The sequence below is a fragment of the Desulfovibrio sp. genome (assembly GCF_019424165.1).
Taxonomy (GTDB): Bacteria; Desulfobacterota; Desulfovibrionia; order Desulfovibrionales; family Desulfovibrionaceae; genus Desulfovibrio.
The window spans coordinates 17167-32551 of record NZ_JAHZAA010000028.1; the positions used below are offsets into that span (position 1 = coordinate 17167).

The 15385-nt window shown below is 61.2% G+C and carries 15 protein-coding genes, 1 tRNA gene and 1 riboswitch; of the genes, 9 read left to right on the forward strand and 7 right to left on the reverse strand.

The window, feature by feature from the left end:
- The first annotated feature begins 229 nt into the window (after window positions 1-229).
- The 4 genes from QZ377_RS09540 to hypE all read left to right on the forward strand — a co-directional run bounded on the left by QZ377_RS09540 (window position 230) and on the right by hypE (window position 4171).
- Window positions 230-568: a DUF1844 domain-containing protein gene (locus QZ377_RS09540; protein ID WP_291440926.1), complete on the forward strand. Its 339-nt coding sequence runs from the start codon at window positions 230-232 to the stop codon at window positions 566-568.
- A 132-nt stretch (window positions 569-700) separates the two neighbouring features.
- Complete coding sequence (gene argC, locus QZ377_RS09545) at window positions 701-1756, forward strand: N-acetyl-gamma-glutamyl-phosphate reductase (RefSeq protein ID WP_291440927.1); 1056 nt, start codon at window positions 701-703, stop codon at window positions 1754-1756.
- A gap of 319 nt (window positions 1757-2075) precedes the next feature.
- Complete coding sequence (hypD, locus tag QZ377_RS09550; RefSeq protein WP_291440928.1) at window positions 2076-3167, forward strand: hydrogenase formation protein HypD; 1092 nt, start codon at window positions 2076-2078, stop codon at window positions 3165-3167.
- Window positions 3167-4171 carry a hydrogenase expression/formation protein HypE gene (hypE, locus tag QZ377_RS09555; protein ID WP_291440929.1) on the forward strand — a complete coding sequence of 335 codons (1005 nt, stop codon included), beginning with the start codon at window positions 3167-3169 and terminating at the stop codon, window positions 4169-4171. Before hypD ends, hypE begins: the two co-directional genes overlap by 1 nt.
- Before the next feature lie 99 nt (window positions 4172-4270).
- On the opposite strand, the gene cobI is transcribed toward hypE, so the two are convergent.
- From cobI to QZ377_RS09575, 4 genes are all read right to left on the reverse strand, one after another.
- Window positions 4271-4981: a precorrin-2 C(20)-methyltransferase gene (gene cobI, locus QZ377_RS09560; protein ID WP_291440930.1), complete on the reverse strand. Its 711-nt coding sequence runs from the start codon at window positions 4979-4981 to the stop codon at window positions 4271-4273.
- A 44-nt stretch (window positions 4982-5025) separates the two neighbouring features.
- Window positions 5026-6051, reverse strand: a complete 1026-nt coding sequence (locus QZ377_RS09565) for a helical backbone metal receptor (RefSeq protein ID WP_365854815.1) — start codon at window positions 6049-6051, stop codon at window positions 5026-5028.
- Complete coding sequence (locus tag QZ377_RS09570; protein WP_291440940.1) at window positions 5966-6838, reverse strand: ABC transporter ATP-binding protein; 873 nt, start codon at window positions 6836-6838, stop codon at window positions 5966-5968. The genes QZ377_RS09565 and QZ377_RS09570 overlap by 86 nt, the downstream gene beginning before the upstream one ends.
- An 83-nt stretch (window positions 6839-6921) precedes the next feature.
- Window positions 6922-8016, reverse strand: a complete 1095-nt coding sequence (locus QZ377_RS09575) for an iron ABC transporter permease (protein ID WP_291440931.1) — start codon at window positions 8014-8016, stop codon at window positions 6922-6924.
- Between the two features lie 166 nt (window positions 8017-8182).
- Window positions 8183-8361, reverse strand: a riboswitch (cobalamin riboswitch).
- A 22-nt stretch (window positions 8362-8383) separates the two neighbouring features.
- On the opposite strand from QZ377_RS09575, the gene QZ377_RS09580 reads away from it, so the two are divergent.
- A complete protein-coding gene (locus QZ377_RS09580) occupies window positions 8384-8512 on the forward strand; it encodes a hypothetical protein (RefSeq protein WP_291440932.1) in 129 nt (42 codons plus the stop codon).
- A gap of 117 nt (window positions 8513-8629) precedes the next feature.
- Here QZ377_RS09580 and QZ377_RS09585 read toward each other — a convergent pair whose 3' ends face one another.
- A complete protein-coding gene (locus QZ377_RS09585) occupies window positions 8630-9388 on the reverse strand; it encodes a polyphenol oxidase family protein (protein ID WP_291440933.1) in 759 nt (252 codons plus the stop codon).
- Window positions 9379-10179, reverse strand: a complete 801-nt coding sequence (locus tag QZ377_RS09590; RefSeq protein ID WP_291440934.1) for a 5-formyltetrahydrofolate cyclo-ligase — start codon at window positions 10177-10179, stop codon at window positions 9379-9381. Before QZ377_RS09590 ends, QZ377_RS09585 begins: the two co-directional genes overlap by 10 nt.
- A gap of 72 nt (window positions 10180-10251) precedes the next feature.
- On the opposite strand from QZ377_RS09590, the gene QZ377_RS09595 reads away from it, so the two are divergent.
- On the forward strand, window positions 10252-10941 hold the full coding sequence (locus tag QZ377_RS09595) for a metallophosphoesterase (RefSeq protein WP_291440935.1): 690 nt from the start codon (window positions 10252-10254) through the stop codon (window positions 10939-10941).
- 273 nt (window positions 10942-11214) lie between these two features.
- Here QZ377_RS09595 and QZ377_RS09600 read toward each other — a convergent pair whose 3' ends face one another.
- Entirely contained in the window at window positions 11215-11691 is a 477-nt protein-coding gene (locus QZ377_RS09600) for a hypothetical protein (RefSeq protein WP_291440936.1), read from the reverse strand.
- A gap of 19 nt (window positions 11692-11710) precedes the next feature.
- Here QZ377_RS09600 and QZ377_RS09605 point away from each other — a divergent pair, with 19 nt between their 5' ends.
- The 3 genes from QZ377_RS09605 to QZ377_RS09615 all read left to right on the forward strand — a co-directional run bounded on the left by QZ377_RS09605 (window position 11711) and on the right by QZ377_RS09615 (window position 15372).
- Window positions 11711-14530, forward strand: coding sequence for an Rne/Rng family ribonuclease (locus QZ377_RS09605; protein ID WP_291440937.1), 2820 nt, complete (start codon window positions 11711-11713; stop codon window positions 14528-14530).
- Window positions 14503-15228 carry an epoxyqueuosine reductase QueH gene (locus QZ377_RS09610; RefSeq protein WP_291440938.1) on the forward strand — a complete coding sequence of 242 codons (726 nt, stop codon included), beginning with the start codon at window positions 14503-14505 and terminating at the stop codon, window positions 15226-15228. The genes QZ377_RS09605 and QZ377_RS09610 overlap by 28 nt, the downstream gene beginning before the upstream one ends.
- 68 nt (window positions 15229-15296) lie before the next feature.
- A tRNA-Asn gene (locus QZ377_RS09615) sits at window positions 15297-15372 on the forward strand.
- Window positions 15373-15385 lie beyond the last annotated feature (13 nt).

Genomic DNA, 15385 nt, shown 5'->3' on the forward strand with positions numbered 1-15385 from the left:
ATGCCTGTTCTTAACGTTTTCAAAGCGATCACTACGGCGCCCGACAGCGCCCACTGTACTGCTCCTGAGCCGCTTCATCCTGAAGCGGCTGCAAGAGTACCCGCCCGCTACAAAAGCTCCGGCGCAGCCCGTCTGCACAGCCGGACGCCAAAGCGGGCATCTTCAAGGCTTTGGAAATACATGCTCCCAAAGCTGAAAACTTCAGAGCGCTTTGCGCCACGAGGTCAACATGAACCAACAATCCTGCGGCTGCTCGTCAGGCCATGCCTCCGGCGGGCCCATGCCCGAAGTGACATTTTCCACATTTATTCTCTCTCTGGCGTCTTCCGCCCTGGTTCATCTGGGCGAAGTGCCCAACCCTGAAACCGGCAGCACGGAAACAAACCTGCCTCTGGCCAAGCACAGCATCGATGTGCTTGAAATGCTGCATATGAAAACCGAGCGCTGCCTTGACGAACAGGAACGCAAGCTGCTCGAAAGTATCCTTTACGAGCTGCGTATGAAGTTTGTCATCAAATGCGGCCCTGACTGCGAATGCCTGTCCAAGAAAGGACAGGCTCCCGCATAGGCAGCGCCGCCTGTCGCCACGGCGCGCCGCGCCGCAGACAGCGACCCGTGACCACTATGGCATGCCCGCTTCACAAGGCGGGGTTTATGGGCTTTTTTCGCTGCCTTTGCGGCGGGTTAGAGGATTGACGGCATGAAGACGTTCAAAGCGGGGCTGGTGGGAGTTACGGGATACGCAGGTATGGAGCTGGCGCGGCTTCTGGCAAGCCACCCCTCCATGCGGCTTGTCATGGCGTGTTCGCGGGCCGAGGCGGGCAAGCGCCTTGGCGAATACTATCCCTTTCTGGAACACATGCCCGGCGCGGATGTGGTCATAAGCGTCTTTGACGCCAAACAGGCCGCCAGGGAATGCGATGTGGTCTTTCTGGCCGTTCCGGCCGGAACAGCCATGGATATGGCCGCGCCGCTGCTTGAGGCCGGAACAAAGGTCGTGGACCTTTCCGCAGACTTCCGCCTGCGCGATCCCGCGGTTTACAGCGCCTGGTACAAGCACGAGCACACCCATACGGACATCCTGCACAAGGCCGTATACGGCCTGCCGGAGCTGTACGCAGCCGAAGCGGCGCGGGCAAGCCTGATCGCCAATCCCGGCTGCTACCCCACATCGGTCATTCTGGGGCTGTATGCGGCCATCAAGAACCACCTTGTTCATGCCGACGATATCGTTGTGGATGCCAAATCCGGAGCCACAGGCGCAGGCCGAAAGGCTGCCGTAGGAACCCTGTATTGCGAGATTTCAGACAATTTTCGCGCATACGGCCTGCCCACGCACCGGCATACGCCGGAAATAGAGCAGGAAGTGTCCCTGCTGGCCGGGCAGGACGTGCGCCTTTCCTTCAATACGCACATTTTGCCGCTTAACCGGGGCATCCTGTCCACCATCTATACCAGGCTGAAAAATCCCAAAACCACGCTGGACGAAGTGCGCGAAGCCTTCAAGGCCACCTGGGCGCACAGCCCCTGGGTGCGCGTACTGCCCAAGGGAGCACTGCCCGAAACGCGCTTTGTGCGCGGCAGCATGTTCTGCGATCTGGGGCTTGTAGTAGACCCGCGCACAGGCAGGCTGACCATTTTGGCCGCCATCGACAACCTGTGCCGCGGCGCTTCCGGCCAGGCGCTTGCCAACGCCAACCTTATGTGCGGCCTGCCCGTGGGAACGGGGCTGGATATGCTGGCTCCCCTGCCGTAGAGGCATGGGCGTCGCGACTTCCGACGGTACGGTTTTCTACGGTTTTCTGCCGTTGCCTTGGCTGTGCATCTGCCCAGGGCGCAACAGTCAGCTCTCTGGCCGTAAGCCTTGTTACGCCCGGCGGCGGGCTGGACCGGGAAAGCCCTTGAGTCCGCCTGCCCGCAGCAACGCGATGCAGCGCCTGAAATGACTACGGGCGACAGACAAAGCCCGTCCGCGCCTGTGCGATGGGCTTGTACAAAACGTCTGCACAGCGCAGACGCACATTGCATCGTACAGTTCCGGCCATAATTTTTGGAAGCACCACAAGAGGAGCACCATGCAACTGGAAAACGCCTTTCAGGACCCACAGCTCTGCCATAACCTGCTGGACCGTCTCAATCGCGCTCTGGACGGACGCCCCATGCGATTTATGGAAGTATGCGGCACACATACGGTAGCCATCTTCCAAAGCGGCCTGCGCTCTCTGCTGCCTTCCACTGTGGCCCACCTTTCCGGGCCGGGCTGTCCCGTCTGCGTCACGCATGACGCCGAAGTGGCCGCGTTTCTTGACCTGGCGGGACGTGACAGGGTTATTGTTGCCACATTTGGCGACCTGCTGCGCGTACCCGGCCCCGACGGACGCAGCCTCAAACATGCCCAGGCCCAGGGCGCACGGGTGGAAATCGTGTATTCGCCACTGGACGCCCTGACCTTGGCGGCTGAAAACCCCGGTGACACCGTGGTTTTTCTGGGCATAGGCTTTGAAACCACCGCCCCCACCGTGGCCGCTACCCTGCTGACAGCCCGCCAGCGCAAACTCGACAATTTCTGCGTGCTTTCCCTGCACAAGCTGGTTCCCCCCGCCCTGCGCGCCCTGCTGGACGACAGCCAGTGCGCTGTGGAAGCCTTTTTGCTGCCCGGCCATGTATCCACCATCCTCGGCCTGCAACCATATGATTTTCTGGCAAAAGATTACGGCGTACCCGGCGTTGTGGGCGGCTTTCAGCCAGCCGACATTCTGCTGGCCCTGTGCATGATGGCCGAGCAACTGCGCGACAGCACCCCGGCTGTGGTCAATGCCTATCCCCGCGCTGTGGACGACACGGGCAATCCGCGCGCCCGCGCCCTGCTGGAACAGTTTTTCACTCCGGCAGACGCCCTGTGGCGCGGCATCGGCAGCATCCCGCAAAGCGGGCTGGTGTTGCGGGCCGAATACGAGGATATGGACGCCATGAAGCGCCTTGACCTCACGCTGCCGGACGTGCCGCCGCTGGCCGGATGCCGCTGTGGCGATGTGCTCAAGGGCCGCATTACGCCCCCGGCCTGCCCGCTTTTCGGTAAAAAATGCACGCCCGCCACGCCGGTGGGGCCATGCATGGTGTCCACCGAGGGCAGTTGTGCCGCCTACTTCAAATATTCGGAGCGATAATGGAAGACTGTCTTCTTCTGGACGCGGGCAGCGGGGGCAGAGCCTCGCAGCGCCTGGTGGCCCAGTGCTTTTTTCGCCATTTTGCCAATCCCCTGCTGGAGCGCATGGATGACGCGGCCCTGCTGACGGATGTGCGCGGCCCCCTGGCCATGAGCACAGACTCCTACACGGTGACGCCCCTGATCTTTCCCGGCGGCAGCATCGGCAGTCTGGCCGTACACGGCACGGTCAATGACGTAGCCATGCTCGGCGCGCGCCCCCGCTACCTGAGCTGCGCCTTCATACTCGAAGAGGGCCTGTCCCTTGAAACGCTGGAGCGCGTCACTGCCGACATGGCCGCCGCCGCCCGCGAAGCCGGAGTGCTCATCGTTACCGGCGACACCAAGGTGGTTCCGCGCGGAGCATGTGATAAAATATTCATCAATACCACCGGCATCGGCGAAGTTTTTGCTGATCCCGTTCCCTCGGGGCATAATGCCCGCCCCGGCGATGCCGTGCTGGTAAGCGGAGCCATGGGCGACCACGGCCTGACGGTTATGGGCAGCCGCGAAGGTCTTTCTTTTCTGACGGATGTGGCCTCGGACTCTGCCCCGCTCAACCACATGATCGTGGATATTCTTGAAAGCGCCGGGCCGGTGCATGTGCTGCGCGACCCCACCCGCGGGGGCCTGGCCACGACGCTCAATGAAATTGCCGAGCAGTCGCAGGTGAGCATTGTGCTGGAAGAAAACGCCATTCCCGTGCATGAAGCGGTAAAGAACGGCTGTTCTTTTCTGGGGCTGGACCCCCTGTACCTTGCCAATGAGGGCAAGTGCATCTGCATTGTGCCTGAAAACAGGGCCGAGGCAGCCCTTGAGGCCATGCGCCGCTCTCCTTACGGCAAGGAGGCCGCGCGCGTGGGTACGGTTACCGACGGCAAGGCGCAGGTAAGCCTGCAAACCCGCATCGGCGGCCGCCGGCTGCTGGGTATGCTGGAAGGCGCGCAGTTGCCGCGCATCTGTTAGAATAGGGGAAAAAAGCTTGTGGGGGAAGGACCCTTTTGCAAAAGGGTCCTTCCCCCACAAAGCCTTCTCTTCCCTTTTCCTTCTCCTGCCTACTCCGTGCTATTCGGCCTTGGGCTTTCTGCTCAGAATCAACGACATATAGGGCGGTGTGCCTTCCTGGGCTTCAACGCCCTTGCGCAGTTGCTGGGCGGGCTGTTCCACATGGCTTGCCAGAATGCACGAATCCAGCCGCCCGGTAGCGCGCAGCGCTTCCACAATGGCGGGAAGGTTGCGGTATGCCTTGAGAATAACCGCCGTGTCAGCGCCGTGCAGCGCCTGCTCAAGCTCTTCCCTGCTGTTGATGCCCGGCAGGATACTCAGGGTTTCGCTGTTTTCGCACAGGATGGTTCCCGTACATGCGGCTGCGGCCTGAATGGACGTGATGCCGGGGATAATCTCTATCGGCAGGTGCGGCGCGTTTTTTTTGAGCGTGTGCATAAGATAGCCGAAAGTGCTGTACACGAGCGGATCGCCAATGGTCAGAAAGGCCGCGTTTTCTCCGGCCTCCAGAACTTGCTGCGTGGCTTCGGCCGCCACGCGCCATGCCTCGTGCAGTACGGTGCGGTCGCGCGTCATAGGGAACTCCAGGCGCAGCAGGCGCACATCCGGGCGCAGGTGCGGTCTGGCCGTCTCCAGCGCGGTGGAATAGTCGTTGCGGGGCGAAGCCGCCGCCAGAATCACGTCCACCTTGCCAAGGGCGTTCACAGCCCGCAGCGTCAGCAGGTCCGGTGCGCCAGGCCCTACGCCCACGCCGTACAAAACTCCTGTCATGGTCTGCTCTCTTGTCGTGTCATCAGCATTGTTTATGAAAAAACTCAGGGGGCCGCCCGGGAATGCAAAAAGCGCCCCAGTTCTTCGGCGGCATCCACAGCACGCGGCCCGGGACGGGCAAAACGCTCTTCATCCACCACAAGCACCCTGCCCTCACGAATAGCGCGCAGGCTTTTGTAATGCTGGCGCTGCTCCAGCGGCTGCGGCTCAGGATTCATCGGGCCGCGCTGCATGATATAAACATCCGGATCTGACGCCAGCAGGGCTTCTTCGTTAAAGCGCACCAACTTTTTTTCGTCAGCGATCACATTGCGCCCGCCCGCGCGCCGTATCATGTCATTGACAATGCCGCCGCGCCCCGCTCCCAACAGGTTGGGATAGCGCACTTCGTAAAAAACGCTCACCGGCTCCATATCCGCATAGCGGGTTTCAAGGGCCGCGAGACGCTCTCGCCATGCCGTAACAAGGGCAGAAGCCTCGCTTTCGCGCCCTGTGAGACGGCCGAGCTTTTGCAGCACGGCAAACATCTGCTCAAAGGAATTCATTTCAAAAACAAGCACATCAAGCCCCAGAGCGCGCAGATTTTCCGTCTGCAAAAGCACCTCGTTGCGCCCCGCAAGCTGGATGACAAGGTCAGGCGACTGACGCACCACAAGTTCCGCATTGGGGCGCATGTGCGTTCCGATGGCGGGCAGATGCTCAAGCCCCGGCACTGCGGCATCGGCCACGGTGCGGGCCGCCAGAACATCCCCCGCGCCAAGGGCCAGCAAAAGTTCGTTAAAGGCCCCGTACAGGGCTATCACCCGCCGGGCGGGCTGCTGCAGGCGCACCTCATGCCCGGTATCGTCACTGACAACTATGGGCGTATTGGCGTCATTTGGGGCCTCGCTGGCGATATGGCTCCCGGTATCGGCAGGTATTGCCCTGTTTTTCTGGTACGGGGCGGCTGCCGAATCCGCTTGCGAAGCCGCAAGTTGTGCAGCATCAGCGGCAAAAACCGGAACCGGGACCAGATGCGCCGCCAGGCTCAGCAGCACAGGAAGCAGCAGCGCCGTCGCAAGAGTCCGCAAGCCCGCTGTGGGGGCCACAGGCACGGGCCAGAAGAGCCTGGGGCAGCCCCCAGCGCGGATGCGGCAGCACATCGACAGGGATATCGTAAAGAGCACTGAGCTTCTCCTCTGTAAAAACCGCGTCCACCGGGCCGTCAAAAACCAGTTTGCCAGCCTTGAGGCCCAGCAGGCGCGTCGCATACACGGCAGCCAGGTTACAGTCATGCACAGCCATAAGCACACAAGCCCCGGCAGCACGGCGACGCTCCAGCAAGTCGAAAAGCCCCACCATACGGGCCATATCCAGCCCGGCGGCAAGCTCGTCAAGCAGCAGAAGCGGGCTTTCCTGCGCCAACGCCCTTGCCAGCAGCACCCGTTGCAGTTCGCCGCCCGAAAGCTCCGCCAGACGGCGGGGAGCCAGTGACTCCGCTTCGCAAGCTGCCAGCGCGGCATCCACGGCCTGGTGGTCGCGGCGTCCATAACTGCCCAGCCACGAAAGGTGCGGATAGCGGCCAAGCAGCACCATCTGCCGCGCGGTCAGCTCCTGCGGGAACCGGCCTCCCTGCGGAACCACGGCGGCCAGACGTGCGCGCTGACGCGGTTTCAGGGCCGCAAGCGGCCTGCCCTGCAAAAAAATATTTCCTGCACCGACACGCAACACTCCGGAAAGACAGCGTAACAGCGTTGTCTTTCCGCTGCCGTTGGGTCCCAGCAGGGCCACACATTCGCCCCGTCGCGCCGTAAAGCTGATATCCTGCAAGACCGGGCGCTCCCGGTAACCGGCATACAGGGCGCGCGCCTCAAGCATGGGCGGGCAATCGGCATGCGCAGCCAGGGACACCTCACGGCCCTGAGCATGGAGCATGCCCGGCGGCACAGGTAGAGGGCGCGTCATGTGCGCCTCCGCACCAGCAGGGCAAAAAACGGTCCGCCCAAAAGGGCCGTTACCACGCCCACAGGCAGTTCCTGCCCGCCGTCAAGCACGCAGCGGGCCAGCACATCGGCCCAGACCAGCAGCACGCCGCCGCCGAAGAATGCCCCGGCCAGCAAAGGGCCATGCCCGCAGCCCAGAACAAGGCGCAACACATGCGGCACAACCAGGCCCACAAAACCTATGACCCCGGCCACGGCCACACAGCCCGCCGTCATACAGCTTGCCCCGGCCAGCAGCCACAGACGCGCCCGGCCCACATGCAGGCCCAATTGGGCGGCCTGTTCATCCCCCAGCGCCAGCACGTCCAGCGCCCGCCAACCCATACCCACGGCCAACAGACCTGGTACAAGGGTCAGCAGCAGCAATGGCAGGCTGTCCCACCCGCGCCCTTGAAAAGACCCCATAATCCAGAACACGATGCTCGTGACGGATTCTTCGTTGAGCGCCTTGATCAGGGCCACCAGCGCCCCCAGAAACGCCGCCACCGCAATGCCCGCCAGAATGACGCTCTCGCGCCTGAAGCCGCCGTCGCCCCGGCCGAGCCACAAAGCCCCGGCAAGGGCCAGCAAGGCTCCGGCAAGGGCTGCCGGAGGCACAAGGGCCGCCGGGCCGGGCAGGGGCAGTTGCAGAACTGTCAGAGGGCCGCTCAAAGCAGCGGCCAGAACACCGCCCAGGGCGATGGCCACACTGGCCCCGCAAGCCGCCCCGGCAGAAATGCCCAGGGTAAAGGGGTCAGCCAGCGGATTGCGCAACACGCCCTGCAAGGCCACGCCCGCCACAGCCAACGCGCCACCGCACAAGGCCGCAAGGCATACGCGGGCAAGGCGTATCTGCCCCACAACCAGCATGAGGGAGGCGTCCTGCGGTTCCTGTGCCAGCCCCAACTGTGCCGCCAGAGCATGAAAAACCTGCTCCGCAGACAGCGGGACAGGGCCGGGCAGACAGGCCAGCGGCAGCGAAACAAGCCACAGCACTGTCAGAACAGCAAATGCGGGCCACAGCCTTGGGAAAGCAGTGCCGGAATGTGAGGATAAATATGGTGTCGCGGTCATGCCCGCCCTTTGCGCACCCGGCAGGCCGCCGGGTGTATAAAAAAGGCCCCTCCCGCGCAGTACGCCGCTTGGCGTATTGGCGGAAGAGGCCCGTATTTCCTCAATCCTGCCGGCAAAAACCCGTTGCCGTAGCGGCCCTGGCCGCAACAGCGGCTCTGCGCGTCGTGCGCGGGCCGCAGGGCAAGGCAGGTCTTCCGGCTTGGTTCCCCCGCCCCGGCCTTCCCGTTTCCAGTGGCGCTGCATGGTGCGAGGTTCATGAACCTTACGGCGGCGGGTCCGCTCCCGCATTGCACGGGATTCCCTTTTCAAGCCGGTGTTCCGGCTACCATTGCCGCGCATACTTTAGGCGGGGGCAGACGGGCTGTCAATGTCGAACGCGGCCCAGCAAGGCGGGCAGCGCATGCACGCCAAGGCTGCCGCCTGCGATCCGGCTCGACTCGACTCAACACGGCTTGACGCTGAAGACGCGGGGCTTCAGCTTCAGGCTCGCGCGTAAACGGGCGAACGTCGAGACAGCGGGCAGAAAAAATGTTTTGCCAGTTAGCTGTGTGGAAGAGCCTCAGGCATAAACCAGAAGCTCGTGCAAAACTGGCTGAAAGGGATCAGCCCCGCCCTATCCGTTCTGAATCCAGATAACACTGGCCTGACGTCCTGAGGCCTTCGCGCGGCGATAGGAGAAAAACTGTTTGTTATTGCTGGCCGTGCAGATATCCAGGCCAAAAATGTTGCGCGCGGGCAAACCGGCCAGCATAAGCTGATGCCGGGTCAGGCTCCAGAGGTCCATGGTGCGGCTGTTTTCGTCAAACCACGGGCGGAATTCCGCGCCCCACTCCCTGTCAAAATTGACAAACTCCGCCATGCCGGGACCGAGGCTCGGCCCGCGCACGGCAAGAACATCCTGCGGCTTGAGATCATAGCGCTCGCAAAAACGCACAAGCCCGGTGAGGGGAAAATCGCAGCGGTTGCCGCGCCAGCCCGCATGCATGGCCGCTACATACCGGCCGCTTTTATGCGCCAGAAGAATGGGCTGGCAGTCTGCCGTTTTGATAAACAGGCCCATGCCGGGCTGCGCAGTAGCCATACCATCGCCCTCTTCGGCGGGCGCGGCATCACAAGCCACAGGCTGCGGCTCAAAAACCATCACATCGCCATGCACCTGAAACAGTTCGGCCCATTGGCTCAAACCCTGTGTTGCCAGGGATGCCAGCAAATCCCGGCGGTTGGCCGCCACTTGGGTGGCATCATCACCAACACTGAACGAAATATTGCCGCCGCCGTATTCGCCCTGACAAAAGCCGCCGGGACGGGTCTGAAACACACAGCGTACGGAACTCAGGCCCGGAAACATAAAAGGAATATAGCTTATAGACACAGCAAACGCTCTTCAGTGCATACATGGTGAACCCTCTGGTCCCACGGGTCCAGAGGAAGGGCAGAAACAAGCTGAAAGTCAAAACACAGCCCCGTGCGTGGGCAATCAAGACCGGCCTGCAGAAAGCGGTCATAATACCCGCCACCATACCCAAGACGGCCGCCGGAAACATCAAAAGCCAGACCGGGAATGACCATCAGGTCCGGCAAAAACGACGGCCTGCCCATCGCCGCGCGCCCTGCGGCCGCCCGGCCTGCAACGGCATCTTTCCGAGCCGCCCGGCCGGAAATGTCTTCAGGCCCCACCCCCGGCAGTGCCGCATCCGGCTCCAGCAAGCCAAACGGGCCTGGCCGCAACTGATCCCGCCCGGTACAGGCCACAAAGTCCATAATGCCCCTGGCGCCCCGGCGTACGCGGGGTAACCACACCAGACGCCCGGTGCTCCAGGCGTGCTCCAGCAACAGGCTGGTCCCCAGTTCATCCTTGATGCCAACATAAAGAGCCACAGACCCCGCCTGCTTCCAGCACGGGGAATCAAGCAGCCGTTCCTGTGCGGCCCGGGCGCGCCTTGCGGCAAGCTCCACAGGCTGCTCACGCCGCAAGCGGCCCAGATGCTCACGCAAACGCTGTTTGCTGGCAGCCGGGTCTTCCCCCTGCTCCATGCCGGACGATGCGGATGAGGCAAACTGCCCAGGGCATGCTCCGGAAAAGCGGGCATCCTGATCCGGCGGGGTGGACTGCGGCCGTGCGCAGCCTCCGCAAGGGCCGTGATCCGTGTTTTTTTCACTCATGCCGGGCCTTTCCTTATATGATGAAGTGTGGCAACATTGCAGCAGTGCCAATGTAACAAAGGATGCACCGCCATGCCAAGCTCTGACGCTCAGGATTACCTCTGGATCGCCGTGGGCGACATTCATGATGAAACCGAACGCTTTGCCAAAATTCCCGAACTGGCGCAGGCCGACGGCATTATCGTCACCGGTGATCTGACCATCACAGGCGGCGTCAAGCAGGCCGAAATGGTCATGGATGCCCTGCGCAGCCATAATCCAATGATCCTCGCGCAGATAGGAAATATGGACCGCCCCGAGGTGGACCAGTGGCTCAGTGAAAAAGGCTGGAATCTCCACACGATAGTACGTGAACTTACGCCTGATACCGCCATTTTTGGCGTTGGCGCTTCCACATTCACGCCGTTCGGCACGCCCAGTGAATTTCCCGAATCCGCCTTTGAAGCATGGCTTGAAACATGCTGGCAAAAAGCGCGCAACTACCCGCACAGCGTACTTGTGTCTCATAATCCGCCCAAAGACACCGCCTGCGACGTCATCCCCGGCGGCATCCATGTCGGCTCTACGGCGGTGCGCGAATTTCTTGAAGAAGCCCAGCCGGATATCTGCCTGTGCGGCCATATACACGAGGCGAGAGCCGTGGACCGCGTGGGCCGTACCATCGTGGTCAATCCCGGTGCTCTGGCCCAGGGCGGCTATGTGCTTCTGCGCTATAATTCCGGCCAGTTGTCGGCAGAACTCAAGGTGCTGGAAGAAGATTAGCACAACGACAGATAGCCGCTAACAGCCAGAAATATGCGCGCCCGGTTTACAAAAAACCGGGCGTTTTTATTGCATCCCACGCGAAAAACAAAAATGCACACAGCCGCATAAAAAAATAGAAATACGATTAATTTTCAATATATTATGCAATGTTACAACCAAGTTCCCTCTTGTGGGGAGCTTGCATATTTTTAAAAAAAACGTACTCTCTAAAAAGCGGACCAGCATGTCTGCCGCACAAGCGCGCCAAACGGTGCTGCTGCGGTGAATTCGTTACGAATAGCAACATGCTGCTGAAATTTTTCGCGGTGGCAAACCGCCCCGCATTGAAAGGACGTTCATGACCAAAGACCAAGAAACCCCATTGACAGAGACCCAAAATTCAGGCGAATCAAGCCAGAAGACATCCAAGCCCAAAAGCCGCGCTTCTGCCCGCGGAAAAAGCGCCACGGCTTCCGAAGCCACGGCCAGCCAGGCGGAAAAAACTTCATCCCGACCCTCCCCCGCTTCCAAGACTTCTCCCAGCTCTTCCCCATCCGCCGATACACCCGCCCTCAAAGCAAACAAGCCCAGGGCAGGTAAAAGCACGGCCACCAAGCCCGTTGCCGCTTCCAAAAGCACGGCAGCAAAGGCTGAGACAGCCCAGGACGCAAATGCGGAAAAAGGCGCAGCAACAGCCAAAACAACGGCAAAAACCGCTACAAAGGCCAAAAGCACAGCCAAACCCGCTGTAAAAAGCAAAACAGCCACGGGAAGTGAAGCCGAAGGTGTGGAAAAAACCGTAAAAAAAGCCGCAGCCAAGGCCGAAGAAAAAACGCCGGGGGCCGCCGGTTCTGCCGTTGCAGCTCCCAAGCGCGCGGCCTCCAGGGCCTCAACAACAAAAAGCAGGCAGGCGACCCCAAAAAGCACGGCCAAGCCCGCCGCCGGAACCGCAAAAAACGGCTCTGAAGACGCGCCTGCCGACAAGACAGCCTCTGCTGCCGCAAGTGCCAAAACCGCCGGTACAGCCAGGGGTACGGCCGGAAGCTCTGCTGCCAAAACGGCCGCCGCAAAAACGCCGAGCGCCAAAGATGCTGCCCCCAGCGCGGCGCCCCATCCCAAAAGCACTGCAAAAACCGGTGAAAATCCCTCTGGAACAGATGCTGCCAAGGCCGCTACAACTGCCGCCGCAAACACAGCGCAGCCTGCCGCTCCCAACGCCGTTGCCAAGGCCGGCACTGCCACCGCAGGCGCGCCCGAAACCGGCACAAAAGCCACCAGCGCCGCCAGAACCCGCGCGGCAACAAAGGCGCGTGCAGCCACTGCCCGCAAAAAAACGGCCGGCAAAAGCACTGACAAAAATGCTGCCGACAACATGGTCGCCCCGACGCAGCCGAAGTCGGCCACCGCAGCAACAGGGCCTGCAGGCGCCACTGAAAAAACTTCTCCGCCTCACGCCGGTGTGGCTGCCCCGGCCATGCCGAAACCCCAGGTCTCCGGCAGCACCCGCGAAGGCAATGGCCCCACGCCCCCTGCCCCGGCAACACCCGTGGCAGAACGCGCGGCAGCCCCCACGGCAAAGCAGCACGGCCCCGCAGCGCAGGCCGAAAAAGCAAAATCCGCCCCTTCCACCGTTCATCCGGCGGCCGCTCACAGTACAGTAAAAACGGAAACAACGGTGCTGGCCCTGGCCGCCACAGAAAGGCTGGCCCTGACGGGGCGGGACTCTCTTGCCATTGAAAGCACCGAGCTTCTGGCACTCACGGTCACAACCAGCGAGGCCGCCTCTCAAGGAGAAAACGGCGTTGGAGCCGATGCCTCCGAAGCTGCCGGTGATGCGCCGCGCCGCAAGAACAGGCGCGGACGGCGCGGAGGACGCGGACGGAACCGCAAAAAAGAGCTGAACGGTGAAAATGGCGAGGCTCTGACTGCCGGAACCCCTGCCGCCGACAGCGCGCAGAGTGAAGACCTTTTGCAGAACGAAGCCGAAGACCTTGCCGCTGATAGCGCGCAAGCCGTCCCCGCCAACGACAATGCCCCCGGTGAAGCCACCGGCAAGGAAAGCTCCAGTGCTAAGGAAAGCTCCAGCGCTGCCGAGGCGGCAAACGGCAAAAAAGCCGCTCCCGCAGAAACCGGCAAGCACAAAAGCAAGTCCGAATCGGCACACGCACGGCGACGCATGTTCATCAGTGTTCTGCCCGGCGAGCAGGTGGAAGTGGCGCTGACCGAAGACGGCCAATTGCTGGAATACTACCTGGACATGCTGCACCAGCGCAAAATCAAGGGCAATATTTACAAAGGTGTCATCCACAACATCGACACCAATCTTCAGGCAGCCTTTGTAAGCTATGGCGCCGGAAAAAATGGCTTTTTGCAGATCGACGAAATCCATCCGGAATACTGGCTGACGCATCATGAACCAGCCAAGGGCAAAAAGTTTCCCCCTATCCAGAAGGTGCTCAAGGCCGGGCAGGAAGTGCTTGTCCAGGTTGTCAAAGAACCCACAGGCAGCAAGGGCGCTTTTTTGACCACATGGCTTTCGCTGGCCGGGCGTTTTCTTGTGCTCACTCCCGGGCAGGAACAGATCGGCGTGTCGCGCAAGGTAGATGACGAAGAAGAACGCAGCCGCCTGCGCGAAATGATGAATGGTATCGATCCCGGCCAGGGACTGGGCGTTATTGTGCGCACGGTCAGCGCGGGAACCACCAAAACTACGCTTAAAAATGACCTGCAGTACCTCAAGAGAGTCTGGCGCGACATTCGCAAAAAGGCCACGGAGGTTACGTCACCGTCTCTTATCTATCAGGAGCCGGGCCTGTCGGAACGCGCCGTGCGCGATTACCTGACGGATGACGTGGGCGAAATATGGGTTGATAACGAAGACGTGGCGCAGAGCATTCGTGAAACCGTCAACCTGCTCTTTCCGCGCAAGAGCGACCTGGTGCGCCTGCACAGCGATGTGCGGACATCCATGTGGGAGCGCTTCAGCCTGCGCCGCCAACTGGACCAGATATACACCCGCGAGGTGCTGTTGCCCTCGGGCGGCAGGCTGGTTTTCGACCAGACAGAAGCTCTCATGGCCGTTGACATCAACTCCGGCAAGATCTCGGGCAAGGGCAATTTTGAGGCAATGGCGCACAAAACCAACATGGAAGCTGCCGAAACCATCGCCCGCCACCTCAAGCTGCGCGATATCGGCGGACAGGTTGTCATTGACTTCATTGAAATGCGCGACAAAAAGCATATCATTGAAGTGGAAAAAACCCTGCGCTCCGCCATGAAAAACGACCGCGCGCGACACGATGTGGGCCGCATGAGTTCTTTCGGCCTCCTGGAGCTGGTGCGCCAGCGCACCGGGTCCTCGGCCCTGGCTATCACTATGGAACCATGCCCTGCCTGCGGCGGCACCGGGCAGCGCCGCAACCTTGAATGGCAGGCCCTGCAGGCCCTGCGCGAACTGCGCCGCATGCTGCGCGCCGATAGCAAGGAAAAGTGCGTTTACGGCACATCTGCCGAACTGGCTCTGTATCTGCTCAACCACAAGCGCGACAGCCTGCGTGAAATGGAGCAGGACTACGGCAAATGTCTGGAAATATCCGTTCGTCCGTAACGAACGCCAACGGCGCGGCCTCCGGGAAGTCTGACTTCCCGGAGGCCGCCGACGTTCTTACGCCCTCTCTTGCGGCCGCCACCTCCGGCTGCGATACCTCTGCCGCACCTGAAGATCTGCCCCGCCACCCGCGCAGCCTTTTGCTGCACGTCTGCTGTGGGCCGTGCGCCGTCATGCCCATTACCCGGCTGCTGGACGAGGGTTTTGCAGTTACCGCATGGTACATGAACCCTAACATCCACCCGCTCTCGGAATATCTGCGCCGCAGGGATGCCGCCACAGAGTGCGCGCGGCATCTGGGTATACCCATTTTGTATGACGACGCCAGATGGGACATCACTGCGTGGCTTCGCGCTGTGGCCGGGCGCGATACAGCTCCGCAACGCTGCGCCTACTGCTGCACAAGCCGCATAGAGGCTGCCTTTGCCACTGCCGCCCGGCTGGGCTTTGCCTTTGTGAGCAGCAGCCTGCTCTATTCCCGCTATCAGCCCCACGATGTCATCCGCGACGCCGGAGAACGGCTGGCACAAGCCGCACCCGCAGGCCCAGGTTTTGTGTACCGGGATTTTCGCGCAGACTGGCAGGAAGGCATTGACCGTTCCAAGGCTCTGGAGCTGTACCGCCAGCCCTATTGCGGCTGTATTTACAGCGAGGCCGAGCGTTATGAAAAAAAACTGGCACGGCTTATAAAAAAATAATCTGTATTTTTACACTTTTTGCTTGACCTTAGTCCGGATTTTCCGTAAACACTTCCTTGCCTCAACGATCCCCGATAGCTCAATCGGCAGAGCGGGTGACTGTTAATCACTAGGTTGGCGGTTCAAGTCCGTCCCGGGGAGCCAGAAAGTACAAGGC